Below are 21,257 nucleotides of genomic sequence, written 5' to 3'. Positions count from 1 at the left end.
TGTCTTGTACGCTAAGTGTTATGTACGGTTCTGTGAGTGGTTCGGGGGAAGTTCCTCGGGCCAACTCGACACAGAGTGCATTCAGCTGTGGTTTCCAGGATAATCACTGCCAATTCATTATTTATCGCTTGTTCGGCGTCCATAGGTGTCCCATCCCCGATGATTATTTGGGATAATGTCAGTGGAATTCATATGTGTTTTTCGCGCATGTTTCGTTTTCCACTCAAAAGCAAGGCGGATTATGTTTGCTGATGGTCTGCTTGCAGGATGATTCTTAAAAGGAGAGAAAAAATGAAATCGAGTTTAGGTTTGTCTGCGCTGGTTGGTTTAACGCTATCGTTCCATGCATTTGGTGGTGGAAACCCGGAATTTGTCAAATTTCCGGAAAATTATACGCAGACTTTTTCGCAGTATGACACGGCCAATCGGGCCAATCAGACACAGCTGGCGAAGTTTTATGCAAACGAGGTTGCTGTGGATAGCTACAAACAGGGTGAAGAGGCGGCTCCCGGTTCGATTGTGATCATGGAAATCTATGCGCCCAAGAAAGATGCCGAAGGTAAAATCCAGTCCGGTGAAGATGGTTTGTTCGTCATCGATAAACTGGCGGCTGTAGCCGTCATGGAAAAGAAAGCAGATTGGGATGCAGCCTTTAAGGCCGAGGATCGCTCCGGTAACTGGGGATTTGCGTTATATGATCCGGAAGGCAAGGCCAAGGATAACGATCTGAGTTGTGCACAATGCCATAATCCATTGCAGAAGCAGGATAATCTGTTTTCTTTCCAGAAGCTGGTGGATTACGTAAAAGGGCACTGAAAAACAGCTGGACTTGTTATTCTGCACGTAAAGCATCTACCGGATTGAGACGGGCTGCACGTATGGCGGGAATAACGCCCGCCGCCAGCCCGATGACTCCGGACAGGAGCAGTGCTGCGATAATATAGTGCCACGGGATGCTGACGGGCAAATCGCGAGCTAGTATTCCCAGTAATCCCGCGATACCGGATCCTGTCAGCAATCCGACCACGCCACCCAGCGTTGACAATATCGTTGATTCCAGCAGAAATAGAATGCGGATACGCATGGGTGTTGCTCCCAGGGCATTCAGCAATCCGATTTCGGCCATTCGTTCTGTGACAGTGATATGCATCAGCGTAATCATTCCTACCGCACCCACTAGCAATGAAATTCCTCCCAGTACCGCGACGGCAAAGGTGAGTACATTCAGCACAGTGGACAAGGTACTGAGCATCTGTTGTTGGGGTGTAATCGTAAAATCCTCGCGCCCGTGCCGCTCAACCATGATACGTTTGATGTCTTTCATCACCTCATCCAGTGGTGTAGCGGGTGGATAGACTACCTGGACTTCCATCACGCCTTCCCGGTTGAAGACCTCCAGTGCCCGGGCAGTGGGAATATATACCGTATCATCCAGATCGAAACCCAGCACCTGGCCCTTGGAGGCCATGACACCGATGATACGGAAACGCGAACCGCCGACCTGCAGTACCGAGCCAAGCGGATTGGTACTGCCGTACAGCTCCTTGTGCACTTTTGCTCCGAGCACGGCAAATGCGCGTGGATTGCGCGGATCATCCGCCGGCAGGAATTGCCCGATAGCGGTGTGCATATTGAATGCCCGGTCAAAATCCGGTCCCTGGCCATAGACGGTGACACGCCGGCTGCGGCCGTTACCGCGCACTTCTGCATTTCCTGTGACGGTTGCATTGGTGTAGACCGCATGACGGGATGATTTAAGTGCGAGTGAATCTTCGATTGTCAACAGACGTACGCTGCCGATTGATCCGGTTGAAGCACCGCGTGTACGCGTTTTTCCGGGTGTAATGTTGACAATGTTGGTGCCGAACTGGGTGAATTCGGATAGCACGAAACGCTGGATACCCGCACCGATCGACGTCAGCAGGATCACGGCGGCAATACCGATGGCAATGCCGGATGCAGACAGCAAGGTGCGTGTCCGGTAGGCTGTCAGCGCGCGCAGTGCAAATTTCAGTGATTCGGCGAAGTTCATTCTTGAAATTGCAGTGAGTGAATGATCGGGATTGTATCGCGATCGAGAAGCAAGCCACAGATCTCTGTTTTTAAACCGGATGGAATACTGGGTTATTCGTGACGCAAGGCTTCCACAGGTTTGAGTGCGGCAGCTTTCCGGGCGGGGTACAGCCCGAAGAAAATACCCGTGATGAAGGCAAACGAGAAGGCGAGAGCAATGGTGCCGAGTGTGATGACTACCTCGATTCCGGCAATCTGGCTGGCCAGCCATGCACCTCCGATTCCCAGGGCAATGCCGGTGAGCCCGCCCAGAATGCAGATCATCAGGGATTCCAGCAAGAACTGGGTAAGGATCATGCGCTGATTCGCCCCGATGGCCATGCGTATACCAATTTCACGGGTACGTTCCGTGACGGATACCAGCATGATGTTCATGATACCGATTCCACCTACCAGTAGCGAGACTGATGCGATTGCGCCCAGCATCCAGCCCATGATTTTGGCTGTACTGCTTGCCACAGAGGCCAGTGCGGTCAGATTGCGAACGGTAAAATCATTTTCCATGTGGTTGCTGATGCGGTGACGCTGGCGAAGCAGATGGGTGATCTCTGCCTCGGCTGCTTCCATGCTGTCCTCGGATTTTGCCCGGACTGTCATGAAATTGATGGAGTCGGGAAACTGACTGCCAATGACCTGTCTCTGCGCGGTGGTGAGCGGAATAAATACATTGTCATCCTGGTCGCGTCCGCTCAGGCTCTGACCCTTGGGCGCGAGCACGCCGACAACCGTGAATGGTCGGTTTGTGATCCGGATGATTTTTCCTGTTGGATCCTCGTTACCAAACAGGCTGTCTGCGGTGATTTGTCCCAGAATGGCCACGCGCGCGCCGGAGCGCAGATCCCCTTCGGAAAAGATTGTGCCACTGGCAATTTCCCAGTTGTTAATGGAAAAATAATCCGGTGTGACGCCTGTCAATATGGTGCTCCAGTTATTTGCACTGTAGTTGAGCTGTGCTGCACCCGAAATAACCGGGGCGGTTGCATCGATCATGGGGAGTTCTGCAATGGCTTGCGCATCCTGAACTGTCAGTGTTTTGACGCTGCCGATACCCCAGCGTACGCCGCCGGAAGAGGTCGCTCCCGGCATGACAATCAGCAGATGACTGCCCATCGAGGCAATGGCACTGTTGATGCTGGTTTGTGCACCTTGTCCTATGGCAAGCATGAGTACCACTGCCGCTACGCCGATGATCATGCCAAGCATGGTGAGTGCGGTGCGCAGGTGGTTGGTCCGCAGTGCCCGCGTGGCTTCACCGATGATGGTCAGTAAATTCATGGGGCGGTAGCGGGTTTTTCAATCGGATGATCTTCAATAATACGACCATCCTTGAGCCGGATCAGACGATGCGTCCAGGCGGCAATATCTTCTTCATGGGTAACAATAATGATGGTAATGCCCTCTTCACGGTTGAGGCGATCAAACAATTGCATAATTTCATAGCTGGTTTGCGTATCTAGGTTGCCAGTAGGCTCATCGGCAAGGATGAGCTGCGGCTGGTTGATCAGAGCACGGCTGATGGCAACACGTTGTTGCTGTCCGCCGGAAAGCTGGCTGGGCTGGTGCGTGACAAAATTGCCAAGCCCGGTTTGTTGCAGCAGCGACATCGCCCGTTCGCGGCTTTCAGCGCGGCTATAGCCGGCGTATAGTAACGGGATGGCCACATTATCCAGTGCAGACATGCGTCTGAGCAGATTGAATCCCTGAAAAACAAAACCGATTAACCGGTTGCGCACGCTGGCCAGTTGATTGCTGGAAAGAGTCGAGACATCATGTCCCGCCAGCCAGTAGCGACCACGGCTGGGAGTATCCAGGCAGCCGAGTATATTCATTAACGTAGATTTTCCGGAGCCGGAATGTCCCATGACTGCTACAAATTCTCCCCGCCGTATCGTCAGGTTGATATCAAATAACACCTGCAGGCTGGGGGAAGAATCGCTGGGATTCCCAAAGTGATAGATTTTGCAGAGATTTTCCACCTCTACTAATGGTTCACCTGCGACAGGGTGAGGATTATCTGAAAACGTCATTGCTGATTTATCAGAACATTCTGAATCTGAAATTGCTGGCACCTGGTTTATCCTGTTTGTTGCTGTTGGTTTCCTCGATGATCAGTTCATCATTGACCTTGAGTTCACCTGAAAGAATTTCAGTAAAGCTGCCATCTGTAATGCCAGTGATCACTTTGACCGGCAGCGGGCGGTTATTTTTCAGCTGGTAGAGCAGCCGCTGGCCAAGCAGTTGTGTTTCGGTGGTTCCGGAGAATTCCTTCCGGCTGGGTCTGTAACGCAGGGCAGCGTTGGGTACGCGCAGCACACCGGATTTTTCGTTGACAATAAAACGTACATTGGCGGTCATGCCGGGTAGCAGGCTGCCATCTTCATTGATAACAGTTGCAATAACACTGTAAGTCACCACGTTTTCCTGGATGGTGGGATTGAGCCGTATCTGTTTGACTACAGCGGGAAATTCACGATCCTGAAAAGCATCTACTGTGAATACCATGGACTGGCCGTCATGAATCTGGCCGATATCTGCTTCTACTACACTGATCTCGATTTGCATTTGTTTCAGATCACGTGCAATCTGAAACAGAATAGGTGTCTGAAAATTGGCGGCGACGGTTTGCCCGATATTGACGTTACGGGCAATGACAACGCCAGAAACAGGTGAACGGATGATGCTGTAATCCAGATTGGTACGGTCGCGGTCAATCTGCGCCTGGTTGACGACAACCTGCGCCTGTGCCGAGTCGAGCAGTTCTTGTGCATCATCCATTGCCTCTCTTGAGATGAAGCCTTTCTCAACCAGGTCACGGCTGCGTCTGGCCTTGTTAATAGCGACCGATAACGCAGTCTGTGCACTTTTCAGATTGGCCTTGGATTGTTGTAGCTGTGCATCAAGCAGTGCGGGATCCAGCTTTGCCAGGATCTGGCCGGTTTTTACCAGATCATTGAAGTCTGCAAACAGCTGGATCACTCTGCCGGAAATTTGTGTGCCCACATCAACCAATTCCAGCGGAGTGAGCGTGCCGTTGGCAGAAATCGTGCGCGCAATATCTCCGTGATCAACTGCGTGTGTTTTGTAGTGCATCTTGCCGGATTCGTTCCGGAGTGAAAAATATCCGTAGAGTACGATGGCTGGCAGGATTATCAGGAAAAGGATGATTCTTACGCGTGAGCTGAACATAGACGCAATATGAGAAATGTCAAGTAGCTGAGTTTTAGAGCCCTCTGCAAAACGGTCTGTATTGCGCTGACTACCATGCCAGCGCTTATTCAGAAGATCCCGGGTAGAAGCGTTTTAGCAGAAGATGAAAGCCATTGGATAGACTTATTTGTTCTTTTCTTCAGAAGAAGATACAAGTTCTTTGATTTGGCTCAGGCGAGCTTCCACGCTGGATAGCTGGTAAAAATTATCATGCTTGTGACGCAGCGCGATCTGGAGCTGTTCTATTGCCGCCCGGAGATTGCCTTCGCGGATCAGTGCTTCGGCCTCCGCCTGGTGTTGCAGCAGGGCGTTTCCCAACGCAGCATGACATTGTGCTGTCAGTCGATAAAGCCGGATGTCATCGTGAATGAAGCGGGATTGTCCGTCGATGAAATTCAGTGCAGTTTGTGCATCCTTGTGCTTCAGCAGCGCATCGGCATAGTCGTAAACCAGTGCGCGGTAATGTGGAAAGGATTGTAGTGCAGCCTGGTACAATTTGAAGGCATCATCGACCTGTCCGCCAGCAAGTTTAACACGTGCAGCAAGTGTCTCGATCATGGCAGCGGATTGCAGATAATCAACTTCTACCTGGACAGGTTTTCCCAGGGGATGATCCTTCAGGGATTTCGCAGAAGAATCGGACTGGATGATCCGGTAAAGTATGTTTAATTCTTCATCGGCCTGTTTGAATTGTCTGGCGCGTAATAAAGCCTGAATCAGGCCATATCGTTCGGCAATTTCGTTGATGTAGCGTTTATCCTGCAAACGTGCCCTGAATTCACCGGCAATCGAAGCCGGATTGCCCCGGAAGGCACGAATTTTGGCGCGTACCAGATGAAATTCTAAGCTGTCCGGAACTTGTCGATAGCCTAGCTCCCGGGTACGGTTCTGAATGTCGGCGATGCGTTCATGCGTAACCGGGTGAGTCATAAGATACGAAGGGATGCCATTTTCATGGTAGCGGCTGGCGTGCTGCATCCGTTCAAAGAAAGATGACATGCCGTGCGGATCGAACCCTGCCTTGACGAGCATGCTGAATCCGACGCGATCCGCTTCCTTCTCATGTTTACGGGTGAAGTTCAATTGGGACTGGATGGCGCTGGCCTGGGCGGTAGCCAGGACTGCCTGGCCGGCCTGGGGATTGGAACGCGAAGCCAGGATCGCGATGGCCAGTGCTGCGATCGAGCCGAGGATGCCCAGATACGAGCTCCCGGAGATCATTCTGGCCAGATGCTTTTGGGTGACGTGCGCGATTTCGTGCGCCATGACACCCGCCAGCTCGGATTCGTTTTGCGCAGCGGTGATCAGTCCGCTGTGAAACCCTACGAATCCACCGGGGAGCGCGAACGCATTGATTGAGGAATCATCAATGGCAAAAAATTCGAACGAATTGTCCAGATGTGTCTGGCCGGCAGCGGAAATCAGCCGGTAGCCCAGTCGGCTCAGATAATCGGCAATCTCAGGATCGTCCAGATAACTGGAATCTGCACGGATTTCGCGCATGATTTGTATTCCGATTTGCCGTTCCTGATGAGGTGTTACCGTGGCTTGTGAAATATCCCCCAAATCGGGCAGCTCCTGCCCAAATATATGGGCTGGAAACAGCAAGGGCACAATGATGAGAAGGTAGTGAAATTTCATATTGCATTTGACGGACACTAACAGAATGAGTTCCAGTTCCCGCTTCTGTATAGTCACAGATCGCAATTGCGGTTGCGGGCACGATAACACCAGTATAGTGGAGCCGCTCATTTCCGGAATCCGGAAGTGAGCGGGAATCGCCATGATCGGCCGAAATCACGTCGAGTGATCCGGATGCCAGGTGCTGCCTGCCGACGTTTGTATTCGCAGGAATGGATCATATGTAGCACGCGCCGGACAATCTCTTCCGGATAGTGCATGGCAATGATCTCTGCTGCTGACAGATTGTTTTCTACATAGGCCGTGATGATTGCATCCAGTATGTCATACGGCGGAAGGCTGTCCTGATCAGTCTGATCAGGATGCAGTTCAGCCGAAGGAGGACGTTGCAGGATGCGTTGCGGGATGATGGGGGAAATGCCATTGCGGTAACGACACAACTGGTAAACCCGTGTTTTACTGACATCCTTGAGGATCGAGAATCCACCGGCCATATCGCCGTATAACGTGCTGTAACCCACTGCGGTTTCGGATTTATTGCTCGTTGTCAGCACCAGTCTGCCGGACTGGTTGGCCAGTGCCATCAGCAATGTACCGCGGATACGAGCTTGCAGATTTTCCATGGTAGTTTGGGTAGCGCAAGTAGTGCTGGTCTGCAATTGAGGACACAACGTCTGCTGGAATTGTTCGAAAAGTGCGCTGATTGGTAGTGTAATGTGATGTATGCCCAGATTGTTCGCCATAGTCTGTGCATCTTGCAGGCTGATGTCGGCGGTATAAGGAGAGGGCATCATCACAGTACTGACCCGATCAGCCCCAAGCGCATCCACTGCAATCGCCAGCACCAGTGCCGAATCGACGCCGCCCGACAAGCCGATCAATACGCCCGGGATTCTGTTTTTGGTGATGAAATCGTGCAACCCCATTTTTAATGCTGAATACAGGCCTTCGATCTGGTCTGGTAAAGCGGAATATTGCCCGGGGATGAGTTGATGATTGTGAAGTTCGATCAAACCGAGTGTTTCCTGGAAAGCTGCCAGCTGGCAAACGAGTGTACCATTGCGCTCCATCGCGAACGAGGCGCCCTCGAAAACCAGCTCATCTTGCCCGCCGACCGGGTTGACATAAATAGCTGGCAGGCCGGTTTGCGTAATGCCTTCACGTAATAGTGCCCGGTGGCGCTCGATCTGGCCATCGATAGAGTAGGGTGATGCATCCACCGCCAGTAAAACTTGTGCGCCTGTAGCACGTAAGGCCTGCAAATATGCTGAATGCGCATAATCAGAGAAAGTCGTCAGTCCGAAAAGGGTACCTTTGCACTCAAATGTACAAGGTGACTCACCAGCAGTGAAATAACGGCGTTCATCCAGCAGCTGACCGGTGGACAGGTGTTTTTTACAATAGGTGGTCAGCAGATGGCCATCCCGGATAACGGAAACAGCGTTAAACAGGTTGCCATTCAGACTATAAGAGTGCCCGACGGTCAGCATGACATCGTGCACCTGTGCGGCAAGCTCCAGCAGTGCCTGATGGCCGGCTTGCACAAATTCCCTGCGTAGCAGCCAATCTTCCGGGAGATGGCCACACAGCGCCATTTCTGGAGTGATGACCAGATCGGCACCGGCTTCCCTGGCTTGCTGGCAGGCATGCAGTATTTTGAGTTGATTTCCGTCCAGATCGCCTGCCGTGCAGTTGATCTGGGCAAGCGCGATTTTCACGGTAAAAGGAAATGCAGGCCGTGCTGCAGGTAAACAGCTGACGCTCGGTCAGAAAGGCAGCACTGCATCCGGCTTGGCTTGTAGAATGATTCGACGGAAATTCTGCTGAATACGATCCAGTGCCGCCTGATTATCTGCCTCGAAGCGCAGCACCGCAACCGGGGTGGTGTTGGATGCCCGGATTAAACCGAATCCATCCTTGTACTCCACCCGTAAGCCATCGATCGTAATAACCTGCTCGGCTTCAGGAAAATCTGCATTGCGCTGAAGTTGGGCAATCAGGGCATGATTCTCACCTTCTTTAAGTATGATTTGCAGCTCGGGCGTATTGATCGTATCGGGCAGGGCATGCAGTACTACAGCCGGATCAGCCTCCCTGCTAAGCAGTTCCAGCAGACGTGCACCGGCATAGAGGCCATCGTCAAATCCATACCAGCGTTCCTTGAAGAAAATATGGCCGCTCATTTCACCGGCCAGCAATGCGCCGGTTTCCTTCATCTTGGCCTTGATGAAGGAATGCCCCGTTTTCCACATGATTGGTTTGCCACCATGCTGCTTGATCCACGGTGCCAGGGTGCGTGTGCATTTGACATCATAGATGATCTGGCTGCCAGGGTTTCTGGACAGCACATCGGCGGCAAACAACATAAGCTGGCGATCCGGGAAAATGATACTGCCGTCTTTGGTGACAACACCCAGGCGATCACCGTCGCCATCAAAGGCAAAACCGATTTCAGCATCAGTGGTGGCGAGGGTGTGGATGACATCCTGCAGGTTTTCCGGTATTGAGGGATCAGGGTGATGATTCGGAAATGTGCCATCGACATCACAAAACAGCTCGATCACTTCACAGCCCAATCGGCGATACAATTCTGGCGCCAGTGCACCGGTGACACCATTGCCGCTATCCACCACAATCTTGATTGGTCTGACAAGCTTGACATCATCCACGATGCGTTGCCAATAGGCCGGGACGATGTCGTGTTGTCGATAATTTCCCTGTCCGTATTGGAAGTTGTCCTGCTCAATACGCAATCGCAATGCCTGGATGGTTTCGGCTGCCAGTGTTTCACCCCCCAGAACGATTTTGAGGCCATTGTATTCAGGCGGATTGTGGCTGCCGGTCACCATCACCCCCGAATAGTGACATAACTCGTGTGCAGCGTAATACAGCACGGGGGTGGCGACCATGCCTACATCTATGACATCGACGCCACTTTTGCGGATACCATTCGTGAGAGCCTGTACCAGCTCCGGTCCGGACAGGCGGCCATCACGGCCCACCGCAATGGCCGTCAGCTGGCGTTCACGCGCCTCGGAACCGATAGCGTGGCCGATGCGTTCTACTGCTGCCGGTGTCAGTACTGTTTCAACAATGCCGCGAATGTCATAAGCCTTGAAAATTTCAGGTGCAATATTACTCATGCAGTGATGATTCTCCGGTTCGGATAAATGATGGGTAGCAGGCGGGAAGGAGATCTGTCCATATCATGCGTGATGGTGATCCGGATCCGGTGTGCCGACCAGAGTGTAACGTGTGCCGCAATAGGGACACATGGCTTTGCCAGTTGCTTCTATTTCGAGGAAAACACGTGGGTGCCAGCTTCTTGTATCCATCAATGGATTCGGACAGTACAGTGGCAAATCATCCGAGCTGATTTCGACTTCTTGTGGATAGGTATAGGTAGAAAGTGTGTTCATTGGTGGTTCAGTCTGGTTTAACAATTAAACGTAATGCAGCCAGTCGGCATGTCTATCTGATTTGCCGTTGACGCAATCAAAAAATGAGGTTTGCAGCTGTTCGGTGATCGGGCCGCGTTTGCCATTGCCAATCGTGCGGCAATCCAGCTCGCGAATCGGAGTGATTTCTGCCGCCGTGCCGGTAAAGAAGGCTTCATCCGCACAGTAGACTTCATCGCGCGTAATTCGTTTCTGAATGACATCCATGCCGGCTTCTTCTGCCAGCTGAATGACCGTCGCACGCGTGATGCCTTCCAGACAGGATGTCAGATCAGGCGTGTAAATCTTGCCTTTTTTGATGATGAAAATATTTTCGCCGGAGCCCTCTGCAACGTAACCATCCACATCCAGCAGCAGGGCTTCCTGGTAGCCATCCTGTGCAACTTCCTGATGTGCCAGGATCGAGTTGGTATAGGTGGACACCGATTTTGCACGGCACATGTTGATATTGACGTGGTGCCGCGTGAATGAAGAAGTCTTGACGCGAATACCATCTTTCAGTGCATCGGCCCCCAGGTAAGTTCCCCATGACCAGGCAGCGATGGCAATATGAACGGACAGGTTTTTCGCGGATAACCCCATGGCTTCCGAGCCATAAAAGACGATTGGACGGATATAGCCGGAGACCAGCTTGTTTTGCCGGACAACATCCAGTTGTGCCTGGATCAGTGTGGCCTGATCAAAAGACATTTTCATTTTGAAGACATGTGCCGAATTGAACAGGCGTTCTGTATGCTCGGGCAGACGGAAGATGGCGGTTCCCCGGTTGGTCTGGTAGGCGCGCAACCCCTCGAATACACCCATTCCATAATGCAGGGTATGGGTGAGTACATGTGTCGTGGCATTACGCCATGGAACCATCTCTCCGTCATACCAGATAACTCCGTCACGGTCCGCCATCGACATGCTGAAACTCTCCTGTATTAGATCTGTGGATTGAACAACGGGAAGTGGCCGGCGTCGGGCAATTGTTTTTCCTGCGTCTGCCGGGATTTTAGTCTGTTTAATCTTCCCTGAAACCTTTGTCTGTATTCTAGCGTATTTTTGCTGATGGAAACGCTGGCACATTTGGATGGATACGGAATCATGACAAAAAATGTGGTAATTTCAGAAAATGTTTTATCTTTAATTATTTCTGAGTAATTACCACCATCCATGCAATCATCTCGTTTCGATGCACTGATTATCGGCAGCGGTCTGGCCGGACTGACACTCGCCCTGAATCTTGCAGAAACTCGAAAGGTCGCGCTGATTACCAAACGGACACTATACGACAGTTCCAGCGCTTGGGCACAAGGCGGCATTGCCGCCGTGCTTTCGATTGAAGATTCGCTGGAAGCGCATGTTCGCGATACGCTGATTGCCGGGGCGGATTTGTGTAACGAGGCAATGACCCGCCATATCGTCGGGCATGGCCCGCAAGCTATCCAGTGGCTAATCGACCGGGGTGTACATTTCACCCGGGATAATCAAAATGAAACTGGTTATCACCTGACGCGCGAAGGTGGCCATAGTGTGCGTCGCATCATTCACTCTGATGATGCTACCGGCAAGGTGGTACAGCTCACGCTCACCCGGCAAGTTGCCCAGCACCCGAATATTACCGTGCTGGAGCGCCATATCGCAATCGATCTGATCACCAGCGAAAAACTCCCGCATGCCCGAGGCAATAACCGTTGCTATGGTGCTTATGTGCTTGATATCTATACCGGGGAAGTGCGCACGATTGCGGCGCAAAATACGGTTCTGGCCACTGGTGGGGCCGGCAAGGTCTACCTGTATACCACCAATCCCGATGTGGCAACCGGGGACGGTATTGCTATGGGGTGGCGTGCCGGCTGTCGGGTTGCCAACATGGAATTTGTCCAGTTTCACCCTACTTGTCTGTATCATCCACATGCAAAATCTTTTTTGATCACTGAAGCGGTGAGAGGGGAAGGGGGTGTACTGAGATTACCCGATGGAGAACGTTTCATGCCCGGACATGATGAACGGGCTGAACTCGCTCCACGTGACATCGTAGCGCGTGCGATCGATTTTGAAATGAAAAAACGGGGACTGGACTGCGTATTTCTGGATATATCACATCAGCCAGCCGATTTTCTGGTGCAGCATTTTCCTACAATCTACAAGCGCTGTCTGGAACTGGGTATCGATATTACGCGCGAACCTATTCCTGTCGTTCCGGCCGCGCATTATACCTGCGGTGGCATCGTGACTGATCAGCGCGGAAGAACTGATCTCGATAATCTGTATGCTGTTGGTGAAACCGCATACACTGGATTGCACGGTGCCAACCGACTGGCCAGCAATTCCTTGCTGGAATGTCTGGTCATCGGTCTTTCGGCAGTCGAGGATATTCTGACGCGCGCCCTTGTATCGGATCTACCGTTACCAGACTGGGATGAAAGCCGGGTGACGGACGCGGATGAAGAAGTGGTTATTTCGCATAATTGGGATGAATTGCGCCGTTTCATGTGGAATTATGTTGGTATCGTGCGCACCAACAAGCGTCTGCAGCGGGCACAGCATCGCATCAGATTGCTGAGTGGGGAAATCGATGAATATTACTCCAATTTCCGGGTGACCAGTGATTTGCTTGAACTGCGCAATCTGGTGTGTGCTTCTGATCTGATCGTTCGCAGCGCCATGCTGCGGCATGAAAGCCGCGGGTTGCACTACAGCCAGGATTATCCGGAAGCCTTGCCGCGAGCCACTGATACAATCTTGTCGCGGTGATGTGGTTAGGGAATTTCAGAGCAAGTCCCACAGGGCCGTAAAACCGATACTTTCAAGCGTCCTCGTGGGATATCAATTGCAAACGCTGTAGCAAGTCTCGTGACTGGCGATAATTTGCAGCAGATTTACTGGTGATCATTTCCGGCTTTGGACAGTATTTTATCCAGCATTGAAACCGGGAGAATGCGTTTGAGAAAACCGAACAGATGTGTCGGGAGGGTGACGTAGTAGCGCGCCTTGGGGAGATCGGCTTTCAGCGCATGGATTACCTTTTTCAGCACAGCTTCCGGGGGCAGGGTGAAGGGGACAGCCGCTCCTGGTTTGTTGAGCCGGTTACGAATGGCGAGATACTTTTCGCGGTGAACACTGTGTTCGGCGTCAATATAACGTTCAAATGCTCTCATCGCATTGGCGCGGAACCGGGTTGCAATTGGCCCCGGTTCGATCAGGCTGATGAAAATGCCGCTTCCTCTCAGCTCCAGCCGCAAGGTATCACTCCATCCCTCGACTGCATATTTGGAGGCATTATATGCGCCACGAAATGGCATGGCGGCAAAACCCAATACCGAGCTATTCTGGATGATACGTCCATATTTCTGCTTGCGCATGACGGGCAGGATCAGATTGGTCAGCTCCACCCAGCCGAAGAAATTGGTTTCGAACTGTGCATGCAATGCTGCCCGGCTAAGATCTTCAACGGCACCAGGCAGCCCGTAGGCGCCATTATTGAACAAAGCGTACAGCGCACCATTGCTGCGTTTCAGGGTTTCTTCGACTGCCCGTTGAATCGAGGTGGAATCATTCAGATCGAGCTGAAAACTCTCCAATCCTTCCGCAAGCAGCATTTCCACGCTCTCCTGTCGGCGGGCGGTGGCAAAGACACGATAACCCCGTGCGTGTAAGCCGTGGGCAACGCAGTAGCCGATGCCACTGGAACAGCCGGTAATTAATATGGCTTTTTTCATAGGCTGGATTCGGGTGGTTCACGTAAAAGGAGAATTATGAGCAGCATTCAGCATAATAATCAATTTACGACACAGCAATTTTTAACAATCAGCTAAAGTTCATTCTGGATGCGTTTGTATCCTTGCACCAGGGAATTGTTGGTTCTGGCGACATCCTCAGAAAATTCCGATGCTTTGGGAGTGACTTTCCTGATGGACGCCAGGTCGGTTTTTGGACCGATTCGTTGTGTAGAAGGCACATAGAAGCCTGGTGGCAGATCGCAGCCATCAACGACCGAATTGTGGCGAACGACACAGCCTTCACCGATTGTGCAGTTGAACAGTACGCTGTTAAATCCGATGAACACACCGGGACCTACGGTACAAGGCCCGTGTACAATTGCCCGGTGGGCGATCGAGGTACGTTCCCCGATTGTGACGGCGGCACCCGATTTGGAATGAATGACCACGCCATCCTGAATATTGGAATGTGCACCGACTGTAATGGGCTCCATATTTCCGGCTTCATCCACCTCGTCTGCCCGGATGATAGCGTACGGCCCGATGAATACATTTTCGTGTACGACGATACGTCCGCAAAGAATAGCAGTGGGATCAACAAAAGCGCTTGCGTGAACGATCGGCTGATCCCCTGTGGGGTTTTTTCTAATCATGATAATTTCTGGGTAGTGTTATAAACAGCGATGGATATCTATGACTATGACGTAAAAATGATTGATGGTCGGAATAAGCTGATCGGCGATTATAAAGGTAAAGTTATGCTGATAGTGAACACGGCCAGTCAATGTGGCTTTACACCGCAGTACCAGGGCTTGGAGGCGTTATATCGCCGCTATAAGGATCAAGGATTGATTGTGCTTGCTTTCCCCTGTAACCAGTTTGGCCACCAGGAGCCGGGCAATGAGCGTGAGATTCAAGAGTTTTGTGCATCCGACTACGCCATCAGCTTCCCTTTGTTTGCGAAGATTGAGGTAAATGGTGCCAATGCCCATCCACTCTACCAATATCTGAAGGATAAAAAACCGGGTGTACTGGGCTCCAGGGGCATAAAGTGGAATTTCACCAAATTTCTGGTGGATAGAGCCGGGCAGGTGGTCAAGCGTTACGCGCCGGTTGATAGGCCGGAGTCCTTGGGAAGAGATATCGAACAACTGCTTTAACAGACTGTTGAAGATTGCTGTGAAACTCATCTGTAGTGTTGCAAGGGGAGGCCTGCGTTTTTTCGGACAACGCGCCAGACGTACACTTAGGTGCGTCCAACGGTTGTTTCCGGAGCATTTTGTATCCAAATGTTTACAGTTTGATTTCTCAGCAGCATCTTAGGAACCTTTGATGGAAAGGGGAATATCTACATCTGTGCAGAAAACGCTCTAGATTTAATTTCATCCGGCATTTGTATGTATTTGATTTCATCACTCGGCATTGATTTCTCGGCGCCGCCCGCTGAAGTAGCCTGTTCCCTGATAGGCGTAACGCTCATGCTGAATGGGGTAGGTGGCCGGATTGTAGAGGTGGAAGCCTATGATTATGAAGATCCTGCTTCGCACTGCTTTGGTGGAATGACACCGCGCAATCAGGTCATGTTCGGGCCGCCGTGTCATGCGTATATCTATCGCTCTTACGGAATACACTGGTGCTTCAATATTGTTTGCTGTCCACCTGGGCATGGTGCTGGTGTTTTGATCCGTGCACTGGAACCGCTGGCAGGGTTGGATATTATGCGGACACGTCGCGGGTTGGATAATATACGCCTGCTCTGTGCGGGCCCCGGGCGGCTGTGTCAGGCGCTCGAAATTACTATGGCACACAGTGGTATGCCGGTTGATGTTCCTCCGTTTCAGCTTTTACCAGCGACAACTCCGGTAACTATTGTCACCGGGCCGCGTATCGGTATCTCGAAGGCGAAAGAAAAACCCTGGCGTTTTGGGTTGGCAGGATCTCGTTTCCTGAGTCGCCCGTTTCGCTGAGTTTCTGCACACAAATGGAAAATATGTTTCCGGGAACCTGTTCAGGCGCTTGGTCAGGAGAGAGTAGCGAACGAAAAAGTGGAGCTTGTTCGAAGTATGCGCGGGGAAACTTTCGAGCTTGGTTTTAACGCTGTAATGCGCCTTTCAATGGAATCTGAACAGGCCTCACGGCTACTGGCCTGTTTGTATATCCGGAAACGTGCCAGAGAAAACGAGGCGGATAGTCTCTGTTTCCTCCGGGTTTATCAGTGTGGCCTGCTTCAGGTTTTTTCTACGACGTAGCGTAGAAGGTCCGTCGAGGTAAGGATGCCCCACGGCTGGTTTGCTTCTGCTTTGACAATGAGGCTGTTGATTTTATTATTCAGCATGATGCGGATGGCTGTATTGATTTCGGCGGAAGGCTCAATGACTATGGGCTCATCACTCATGAGATCCCCGACAAGATGTTCGGTTTTAGCGTTACTTGAATCATGTCTGGCCATAGACAGATCTCTGTCACTCAGTACCCCAACCAGTTTTCCACCGTTCAGTACGGGGAGGTGATGACAGGCATATTCCTGCATCATCTCCAGAGCCTTTTCCACTGAGATATCAAAGCCGATGGTTTGAGGCATAGGCGTCATTAAATCACGGACCTGTGTCATTTTCTGCCTCGTAATATTTCGACCAGAACATCCAGTGCGTCGGTTACTGTGAATATACCCTGCAGCTCTCCCTTTTCATCTGTCACCAATACACTACCTATTTTTTTCTCTGACATTTCCAGAATAACATCTTCAATGGGAGTGTTACTCTGAAAAGTCACTGGATTGGATACCATCAGATCATCTGCTCTGACCAGGAATTTTTCGCGGGCACTTAATGCAGAGATGATTCTGAGATCACGTTCACTGACAATTCCCGTGATTTTCCCGTTTGACATGATGGGAATGTGGCGTACCTTGAGGTTTTTGACGATATCCAGTAATTCGTCGATCGAACTGTCTTCGCGTGCGGTGACTGGATAGGGCGTGGTAAATTCATGAATTGGTAATTCCAGTTTCGTGCTCATAAGTATCTCCATATGCGTGAACCGATCTGCGTTATACCAGATCACCCAGGTGTTTAGGGGATATGGTTCGGAAGAAATGGCGAATCTTCCTTCGCTTATTTATTTTTTGTTAAAATTTTTCTCGCCCGTTGCGTGGGGCTTGGTTTGCGTTTTGCTTTGGAAGTAGATTTGGGCGTGCTCGAAGCTGTGGTTTCGAGGCTTTTTTTATCCGGATTGGTCCGGTATATAATCAGGATTTTACCAATCTGTTTGATAGGCGCAGCATTCAGAGAGAGACAAATCTGCTCCAGCAGTGAACTTCGCTGTTCCCGGTCGCCTTCAAGCACTTTAATTTTGATGAGTTCATGCTTCAAAAGATTCCGGTCCAGCTCGCCAATAACACTTTCTGCCAAGCCATCCTTGCCAATTGTTACTACCGGATTCAGATGGTGCGCACTGGCTGTAAGCTGGCGGCGCAGCGTTGTATCGAGTTCGAGCATTAAAACCTTCCTTAAAACACCGGATTTTACCTGATGAAATCTGCCAGAACCAGCAGAGCCTGGATAAAGACTCATATCAACGATAATTTTGTCCGCAAGGCTAATCACGAGGGTTATCGTTCGCGTGCTGCTTACAAGTTACAGGAAATCGCCGGGCGTGCTGCTCTTTTTTCACCAGGGATGACAGTTATCGATCTGGGGGCAGCACCTGGCAGTTGGTCTCAAGTGGTACTTGAATCTGTTGGACCGACAGGCAAAGTTTTTGCGCTGGATATGCTGGATATGCAGCCTTTGCCGGGTGTGACTTTCATTCAGGGTGATTTTCGTGAAGAAGATGCTCTAGCTGCGCTGAAGACAATGCTGGGCGGAAAACAGGCAGATCTTGTAATTTCCGATATGTCACCCAATCTGACTGGTATCCGTGTCAGCGATCAGGCTCACGGCATGTACCTGGCAGAACTTGCTTTGATGTTTTGTCGTGAACACCTGAACCCCGGACAAAATTTTCTTGTCAAAGTATTTCAGGGGAGTGACTTTGAGACATTCCGACAATTGATGCAGGCTGATTTTGCAAAAGTTGTTATCAGGAAACCAAAGGCTTCGCGAGATCGGAGTAAAGAGTTATATTTGCTGGGACTGAAAAAAATAATCTGATAGACTGCGGTGACAGTCCTGTAACTGATAAGCCGCAGCGTTTCAAAAAACCGGTTTCGTCGAGAAGCAAAATTGAGGAGCTAATATGAATAATTTGATTAAGAACATGGCTATCTGGCTGGTGATTGCATTGGTGCTGATGACAGTATTCAATCAATTCTCCACCCGGCAGCCATCACAGCCTCCCATGGAATATTCACAATTCATCGGTGAAATGCACCAAGGCAGGATTGCCAAGGTAGTAATTGATGGTCGTACCTTGAGAGGCACGAAAACAGATGGCCGTTCGTTTATCGTCCATTCGCCCTCCGATCCATGGCTGGTAAGTGATCTTTTAAAAGCAGGGGTGGCTGTGGAAGCAAAACCGGAAGAAGAGCCATCCATGTTGATGAGTATACTGGTTTCCTGGTTCCCGATGCTGCTGCTGATTGCTGTCTGGATTTTTTTCATGCGTCAGATGCAGGGAGGCGGCCGGAGCGGAGGTGCTTTCTCATTTGGCAAAAGCAAGGCCAGAATGCTTGATCACAAAAACAACAATGTGACTTTTGCGGATGTGGCAGGTTGTGAGGAAGCCAAGGAAGAAGTCGCAGAACTGGTGGAGTTTCTGAGAGATCCTTCCCGGTTTCAGAAACTGGGGGGACGTATTCCTCGTGGCGTGCTGATGTGCGGTAACCCGGGAACAGGTAAAACGCTGCTTGCCCGTGCCATTGCCGGGGAAGCAAAAGTACCGTTTTTCAGTATTTCCGGTTCAGATTTCGTTGAGATGTTTGTGGGTGTTGGTGCTTCCAGAGTAAGGGATATGTTCGAACAGGCGAAAAAACATGCACCCTGCATCATCTTCATTGACGAGATTGATGCGGTCGGGCGTCAGCGTGGTGCTGGCCTGGGAGGTGGTAATGATGAACGTGAACAAACCCTGAACCAGCTGCTGGTTGAAATGGATGGGTTTGAAGGCAATATGGGCGTGATTGTCATTGCTGCCACCAACCGCCCGGATGTGCTGGATCCCGCTTTGTTGCGTCCAGGCCGGTTCGACAGACAGGTTGTTGTGCCCTTGCCTGATATTCGTGGCCGGGAACAGATTTTGCAAGTACATATGCGCAAGGTTCCGATATCTCCCGATGTGAAAGCCAGTATCCTGGCAAGAGGCACACCTGGTATGTCAGGGGCTGATCTGGCCAACTTGGTTAATGAGGCAGCATTGTTTGCCGCACGAGCCAACAAACGTCTGGTCGATATGGAGGATTTTGAACGTGCGAAAGACAAAATCCTGATGGGTGCAGAGCGTCGTACTGTTGTTATGCCGGAAAATGAGCGGCGTAATACTGCTTATCATGAGTCAGGCCATGCGGTAGTGGCCTATTTGCTGCCTAAGACCGATCCGGTTCACAAAGTTTCGATCATCCCACGTGGGCGTGCACTGGGTGTTACCATGCAATTACCTACCGAAGATCGTTATAGCATGGATCGCGATCAGATTTTGCAGACGATTGCTGTTATGTTCGGTGGCCGTATTGCGGAAGAAGTGTTCATGCACCAGATGACGACCGGTGCTTCCAATGACTTTGAACGGGCCACGGATACCGCCCGCAAGATGGTAACGCAATGGGGTATGTCCGAGACATTGGGGCCGATGGTGTATGGCGAAAATGAAGGAGAGGTATTCCTTGGACGTTCGGTCACTACTCACAGAAATCTGAGTGAAGCAACTATGCAAATGGTTGATGCCGAGATTCGCCGGATCGTCGATGAGCAATATGCACTTGCGCGTAAGATCATCGAGGAGAACAAGGATAAAATCGAGGCGATGACACAAGCGTTGCTTGAGTGGGAGACGATAGACAGCGACCAGATCAAAGATATTATGGAAGGTCGTCCTCCGCGTCCACCACAAACACCTTCTTCTCCACGGCAGGATAAAGGCTCAACCAGTAGCACCAGTGGTGAAGTGAAGCAGCCTGCGAGTGAGCCAGCGACAGCAGAAGAGGCACCTGCCCAGAAAGTGGAAGCCTGAAAAGGTTTTAAATTATTTTCCTGATTGATGGCCTGTACGGATAAATAAAACGTACAGGCCATTTTTCTTGCTCAAGTGAACAAACTACAAAGAATTTTTCAAGAAAATCGCCCATTGATCATGGGAGTGATCAATGTCACACCTGATTCTTTTTCTGATGGCGGTTGTTTTGATACCACCGGAAAAGCAATTGAACAGGTAAGGCGTCTGGTTCAGGAAGGGGCTGATATCCTTGATATCGGGGGTGAATCTACCCGTCCCGGAAGCCGGTCCATTGGATCGGATGAAGAGCTGTTACGCATCATGCCTGTTATAGAGTTTGCATTACACATGGATATTCCGGTCTCGGTTGATACTGCCAAACCAGAAGTCATGCAGGCTGCTATTCGTGCCGGAGTTGCTCTTGTCAATGATACCCGTGCGTTGCAAGCGCCTGGTGCACTTGAGATTGTCGCGGACAGTGCTGTTATGACTTGTCTGATGCATATGCAAGGTCGACCAGAGACAATGCAGCTCGATCCGCAGTACTTGGATGTAGTAACCGAGGTGCTAACTTTTCTGGAACAACGTGTTGCGTCTGCGGTATCAGCCGGGATTGCGCGTGAACGGATCATTATTGATCCCGGTTTCGGTTTTGGTAAAACATTGGAGCATAATCTTGCGCTATTGCACCATCTGGATCAATTCACCGCCATAAATCTTCCCGTTATGGCCGGCCTTTCACGCAAATCAATGCTAGGAATGATTACAGGCAATACGATTGATAACCGCGTTCATGCCAGTGTGGCGGCCGCGCTTTTGGCGGTGGGTCAGGGTGCAAGAATTGTACGGGTTCATGATGTCAAAGCGACCCGTGATGCATTTTCAGTATTTGCGGCAATGAACCGGATTCATCCGGGCTTTCTAATATATCCATCATCTGGCCAGTAACTGATTGTACGATAATCAGTTTCGAGGACAATAATATAATGGCGGAGTAGATACTTGTGCTGTTGATTTATCAGACATT

General features: G+C 50.8%; 21 protein-coding genes. 7 read left to right on the top strand and 14 right to left on the bottom strand.

From position 1 onward, the window contains the following. Positions 1 to 291: 291 nt before the first annotated feature. The gene (locus tag ABO04_RS01265) at positions 292 to 816 is read left to right on the top strand and encodes a cytochrome P460 family protein (RefSeq protein ID WP_160808796.1); all 525 of its coding nucleotides are present in this window, start codon (positions 292 to 294) and stop codon (positions 814 to 816) included. 16 nt (positions 817 to 832) lie between these two features. On the opposite strand, the gene ABO04_RS01260 is transcribed toward ABO04_RS01265, so the two are convergent. From ABO04_RS01260 to ABO04_RS01220, 9 genes are all read right to left on the bottom strand, one after another. Next, a complete protein-coding gene (locus ABO04_RS01260; RefSeq protein WP_160808795.1) occupies positions 833 to 2,032 on the bottom strand; it encodes an ABC transporter permease in 1,200 nt (399 codons plus the stop codon). Between the two features lie 92 nt (positions 2,033 to 2,124). Continuing rightward, positions 2,125 to 3,348, bottom strand: coding sequence for an ABC transporter permease (locus tag ABO04_RS01255; RefSeq protein ID WP_160808794.1), 1,224 nt, complete (start codon positions 3,346 to 3,348; stop codon positions 2,125 to 2,127). Next, positions 3,345 to 4,100 (bottom strand): ABC transporter ATP-binding protein, encoded by a 756-nt coding sequence (locus tag ABO04_RS01250; protein ID WP_160808793.1) that lies wholly within the window; start codon positions 4,098 to 4,100, stop codon positions 3,345 to 3,347. The genes ABO04_RS01255 and ABO04_RS01250 overlap by 4 nt, the downstream gene beginning before the upstream one ends. Before the next feature lie 10 nt (positions 4,101 to 4,110). Next, positions 4,111 to 5,163, bottom strand: a complete 1,053-nt coding sequence (locus ABO04_RS01245; protein WP_240141361.1) for an efflux RND transporter periplasmic adaptor subunit — start codon at positions 5,161 to 5,163, stop codon at positions 4,111 to 4,113. A gap of 240 nt (positions 5,164 to 5,403) precedes the next feature. Further along, positions 5,404 to 6,921, bottom strand: a complete 1,518-nt coding sequence (locus ABO04_RS01240) for a M48 family metalloprotease (protein ID WP_160808791.1) — start codon at positions 6,919 to 6,921, stop codon at positions 5,404 to 5,406. 107 nt (positions 6,922 to 7,028) lie between these two features. Next, positions 7,029 to 8,639, bottom strand: a complete 1,611-nt coding sequence (locus ABO04_RS01235) for an NAD+ synthase (RefSeq protein WP_160808790.1) — start codon at positions 8,637 to 8,639, stop codon at positions 7,029 to 7,031. 48 nt (positions 8,640 to 8,687) lie between these two features. Then, positions 8,688 to 10,064: a phosphomannomutase/phosphoglucomutase gene (locus ABO04_RS01230; RefSeq protein WP_160808789.1), complete on the bottom strand. Its 1,377-nt coding sequence runs from the start codon at positions 10,062 to 10,064 to the stop codon at positions 8,688 to 8,690. Positions 10,065 to 10,127: 63 nt separating this feature from the next. Next, on the bottom strand, positions 10,128 to 10,340 hold the full coding sequence (locus ABO04_RS01225) for a zinc-finger domain-containing protein (RefSeq protein ID WP_160808788.1): 213 nt from the start codon (positions 10,338 to 10,340) through the stop codon (positions 10,128 to 10,130). Between the two features lie 24 nt (positions 10,341 to 10,364). After that, positions 10,365 to 11,285, bottom strand: coding sequence for a branched-chain amino acid transaminase (locus ABO04_RS01220; RefSeq protein WP_160808787.1), 921 nt, complete (start codon positions 11,283 to 11,285; stop codon positions 10,365 to 10,367). A 249-nt stretch (positions 11,286 to 11,534) separates the two neighbouring features. Here ABO04_RS01220 and nadB point away from each other — a divergent pair, with 249 nt between their 5' ends. Further along, on the top strand, positions 11,535 to 13,118 hold the full coding sequence (nadB, locus tag ABO04_RS01215) for an L-aspartate oxidase (protein ID WP_160808786.1): 1,584 nt from the start codon (positions 11,535 to 11,537) through the stop codon (positions 13,116 to 13,118). A gap of 125 nt (positions 13,119 to 13,243) precedes the next feature. On the opposite strand, the gene ABO04_RS01210 is transcribed toward nadB, so the two are convergent. Together ABO04_RS01210 and ABO04_RS01205 are read right to left on the bottom strand one after the other, a co-directional pair. Then, the gene (locus ABO04_RS01210) at positions 13,244 to 14,083 is read right to left on the bottom strand and encodes an SDR family oxidoreductase (protein WP_160808785.1); all 840 of its coding nucleotides are present in this window, start codon (positions 14,081 to 14,083) and stop codon (positions 13,244 to 13,246) included. Between the two features lie 92 nt (positions 14,084 to 14,175). Then, positions 14,176 to 14,736 carry a carbonate dehydratase gene (locus ABO04_RS01205; protein WP_160808784.1) on the bottom strand — a complete coding sequence of 187 codons (561 nt, stop codon included), beginning with the start codon at positions 14,734 to 14,736 and terminating at the stop codon, positions 14,176 to 14,178. Between the two features lie 30 nt (positions 14,737 to 14,766). On the opposite strand from ABO04_RS01205, the gene ABO04_RS01200 reads away from it, so the two are divergent. Together ABO04_RS01200 and ABO04_RS01195 are read left to right on the top strand one after the other, a co-directional pair. After that, positions 14,767 to 15,243, top strand: a complete 477-nt coding sequence (locus ABO04_RS01200) for a glutathione peroxidase (protein WP_160808783.1) — start codon at positions 14,767 to 14,769, stop codon at positions 15,241 to 15,243. 237 nt (positions 15,244 to 15,480) lie between these two features. Then, the gene (locus ABO04_RS01195) at positions 15,481 to 16,050 is read left to right on the top strand and encodes a DNA-3-methyladenine glycosylase (protein ID WP_160808782.1); all 570 of its coding nucleotides are present in this window, start codon (positions 15,481 to 15,483) and stop codon (positions 16,048 to 16,050) included. A gap of 260 nt (positions 16,051 to 16,310) precedes the next feature. Here the strand turns inward: ABO04_RS01195 and ABO04_RS01190 are convergent, their stop codons facing one another. The 3 genes from ABO04_RS01190 to yhbY form a co-directional block, all read right to left on the bottom strand. Then, positions 16,311 to 16,694 carry a CBS domain-containing protein gene (locus ABO04_RS01190; RefSeq protein WP_160808781.1) on the bottom strand — a complete coding sequence of 128 codons (384 nt, stop codon included), beginning with the start codon at positions 16,692 to 16,694 and terminating at the stop codon, positions 16,311 to 16,313. After that, positions 16,691 to 17,101: a CBS domain-containing protein gene (locus ABO04_RS01185; protein ID WP_160808780.1), complete on the bottom strand. Its 411-nt coding sequence runs from the start codon at positions 17,099 to 17,101 to the stop codon at positions 16,691 to 16,693. Before ABO04_RS01185 ends, ABO04_RS01190 begins: the two co-directional genes overlap by 4 nt. Positions 17,102 to 17,196: 95 nt before the next feature. Then, entirely contained in the window at positions 17,197 to 17,580 is a 384-nt protein-coding gene (yhbY, locus tag ABO04_RS01180) for a ribosome assembly RNA-binding protein YhbY (RefSeq protein WP_160808779.1), read from the bottom strand. Positions 17,581 to 17,613: 33 nt separating this feature from the next. Between yhbY and ABO04_RS01175 the strand changes: the two genes are divergently transcribed. From ABO04_RS01175 to folP, 3 genes are all read left to right on the top strand, one after another. After that, positions 17,614 to 18,234 (top strand): RlmE family RNA methyltransferase, encoded by a 621-nt coding sequence (locus tag ABO04_RS01175; protein WP_160808778.1) that lies wholly within the window; start codon positions 17,614 to 17,616, stop codon positions 18,232 to 18,234. 85 nt (positions 18,235 to 18,319) lie between these two features. Then, entirely contained in the window at positions 18,320 to 20,248 is a 1,929-nt protein-coding gene (ftsH, locus tag ABO04_RS01170) for an ATP-dependent zinc metalloprotease FtsH (protein WP_160808777.1), read from the top strand. A gap of 120 nt (positions 20,249 to 20,368) precedes the next feature. After that, positions 20,369 to 21,178, top strand: a complete 810-nt coding sequence (gene folP / locus ABO04_RS01165) for a dihydropteroate synthase (RefSeq protein ID WP_160808776.1) — start codon at positions 20,369 to 20,371, stop codon at positions 21,176 to 21,178. Positions 21,179 to 21,257 lie beyond the last annotated feature (79 nt).

The sequence above is a fragment of the Nitrosomonas sp. HPC101 genome (assembly GCF_009833125.1).
Classification (GTDB): Bacteria; Pseudomonadota; Gammaproteobacteria; order Burkholderiales; family Nitrosomonadaceae; genus Nitrosomonas.
This window is presented reverse-complemented; position numbering and strand designations above follow the sequence as displayed.

What these genes read in the sequence shown, in the direction of transcription:
- ABO04_RS01265 (WP_160808796.1), top strand. Translation starts at nt 292, where the DNA reads ATGAAATCGAGTTTAGGTTTGTCTGCGCTGGTTGGTTTAACGCTATCG.
- ABO04_RS01260 (WP_160808795.1), bottom strand. Translation starts at nt 2,032, where the DNA reads ATGAACTTCGCCGAATCACTGAAATTTGCACTGCGCGCGCTGACAGCC.
- ABO04_RS01255 (WP_160808794.1), bottom strand. Translation starts at nt 3,348, where the DNA reads ATGAATTTACTGACCATCATCGGTGAAGCCACGCGGGCACTGCGGACC.
- ABO04_RS01250 (WP_160808793.1), bottom strand. Translation starts at nt 4,100, where the DNA reads ATGACGTTTTCAGATAATCCTCACCCTGTCGCAGGTGAACCATTAGTA.
- ABO04_RS01245 (WP_240141361.1), bottom strand. Translation starts at nt 5,163, where the DNA reads ATGCACTACAAAACACACGCAGTTGATCACGGAGATATTGCGCGCACG.
- ABO04_RS01240 (WP_160808791.1), bottom strand. Translation starts at nt 6,921, where the DNA reads ATGAAATTTCACTACCTTCTCATCATTGTGCCCTTGCTGTTTCCAGCC.
- ABO04_RS01230 (WP_160808789.1), bottom strand. Translation starts at nt 10,064, where the DNA reads ATGAGTAATATTGCACCTGAAATTTTCAAGGCTTATGACATTCGCGGC.
- ABO04_RS01225 (WP_160808788.1), bottom strand. Translation starts at nt 10,340, where the DNA reads ATGAACACACTTTCTACCTATACCTATCCACAAGAAGTCGAAATCAGC.
- ABO04_RS01220 (WP_160808787.1), bottom strand. Translation starts at nt 11,285, where the DNA reads ATGTCGATGGCGGACCGTGACGGAGTTATCTGGTATGACGGAGAGATG.
- nadB (WP_160808786.1), top strand. Translation starts at nt 11,535, where the DNA reads ATGCAATCATCTCGTTTCGATGCACTGATTATCGGCAGCGGTCTGGCC.
- ABO04_RS01210 (WP_160808785.1), bottom strand. Translation starts at nt 14,083, where the DNA reads ATGAAAAAAGCCATATTAATTACCGGCTGTTCCAGTGGCATCGGCTAC.
- ABO04_RS01205 (WP_160808784.1), bottom strand. Translation starts at nt 14,736, where the DNA reads ATGATTAGAAAAAACCCCACAGGGGATCAGCCGATCGTTCACGCAAGC.
- ABO04_RS01200 (WP_160808783.1), top strand. Translation starts at nt 14,767, where the DNA reads ATGGATATCTATGACTATGACGTAAAAATGATTGATGGTCGGAATAAG.
- ABO04_RS01195 (WP_160808782.1), top strand. Translation starts at nt 15,481, where the DNA reads ATGTATTTGATTTCATCACTCGGCATTGATTTCTCGGCGCCGCCCGCT.
- ABO04_RS01190 (WP_160808781.1), bottom strand. Translation starts at nt 16,694, where the DNA reads ATGACACAGGTCCGTGATTTAATGACGCCTATGCCTCAAACCATCGGC.
- ABO04_RS01185 (WP_160808780.1), bottom strand. Translation starts at nt 17,101, where the DNA reads ATGAGCACGAAACTGGAATTACCAATTCATGAATTTACCACGCCCTAT.
- yhbY (WP_160808779.1), bottom strand. Translation starts at nt 17,580, where the DNA reads ATGCTCGAACTCGATACAACGCTGCGCCGCCAGCTTACAGCCAGTGCG.
- ABO04_RS01175 (WP_160808778.1), top strand. Translation starts at nt 17,614, where the DNA reads ATGAAATCTGCCAGAACCAGCAGAGCCTGGATAAAGACTCATATCAAC.
- ftsH (WP_160808777.1), top strand. Translation starts at nt 18,320, where the DNA reads ATGAATAATTTGATTAAGAACATGGCTATCTGGCTGGTGATTGCATTG.
- folP (WP_160808776.1), top strand. Translation starts at nt 20,369, where the DNA reads ATGGGAGTGATCAATGTCACACCTGATTCTTTTTCTGATGGCGGTTGT.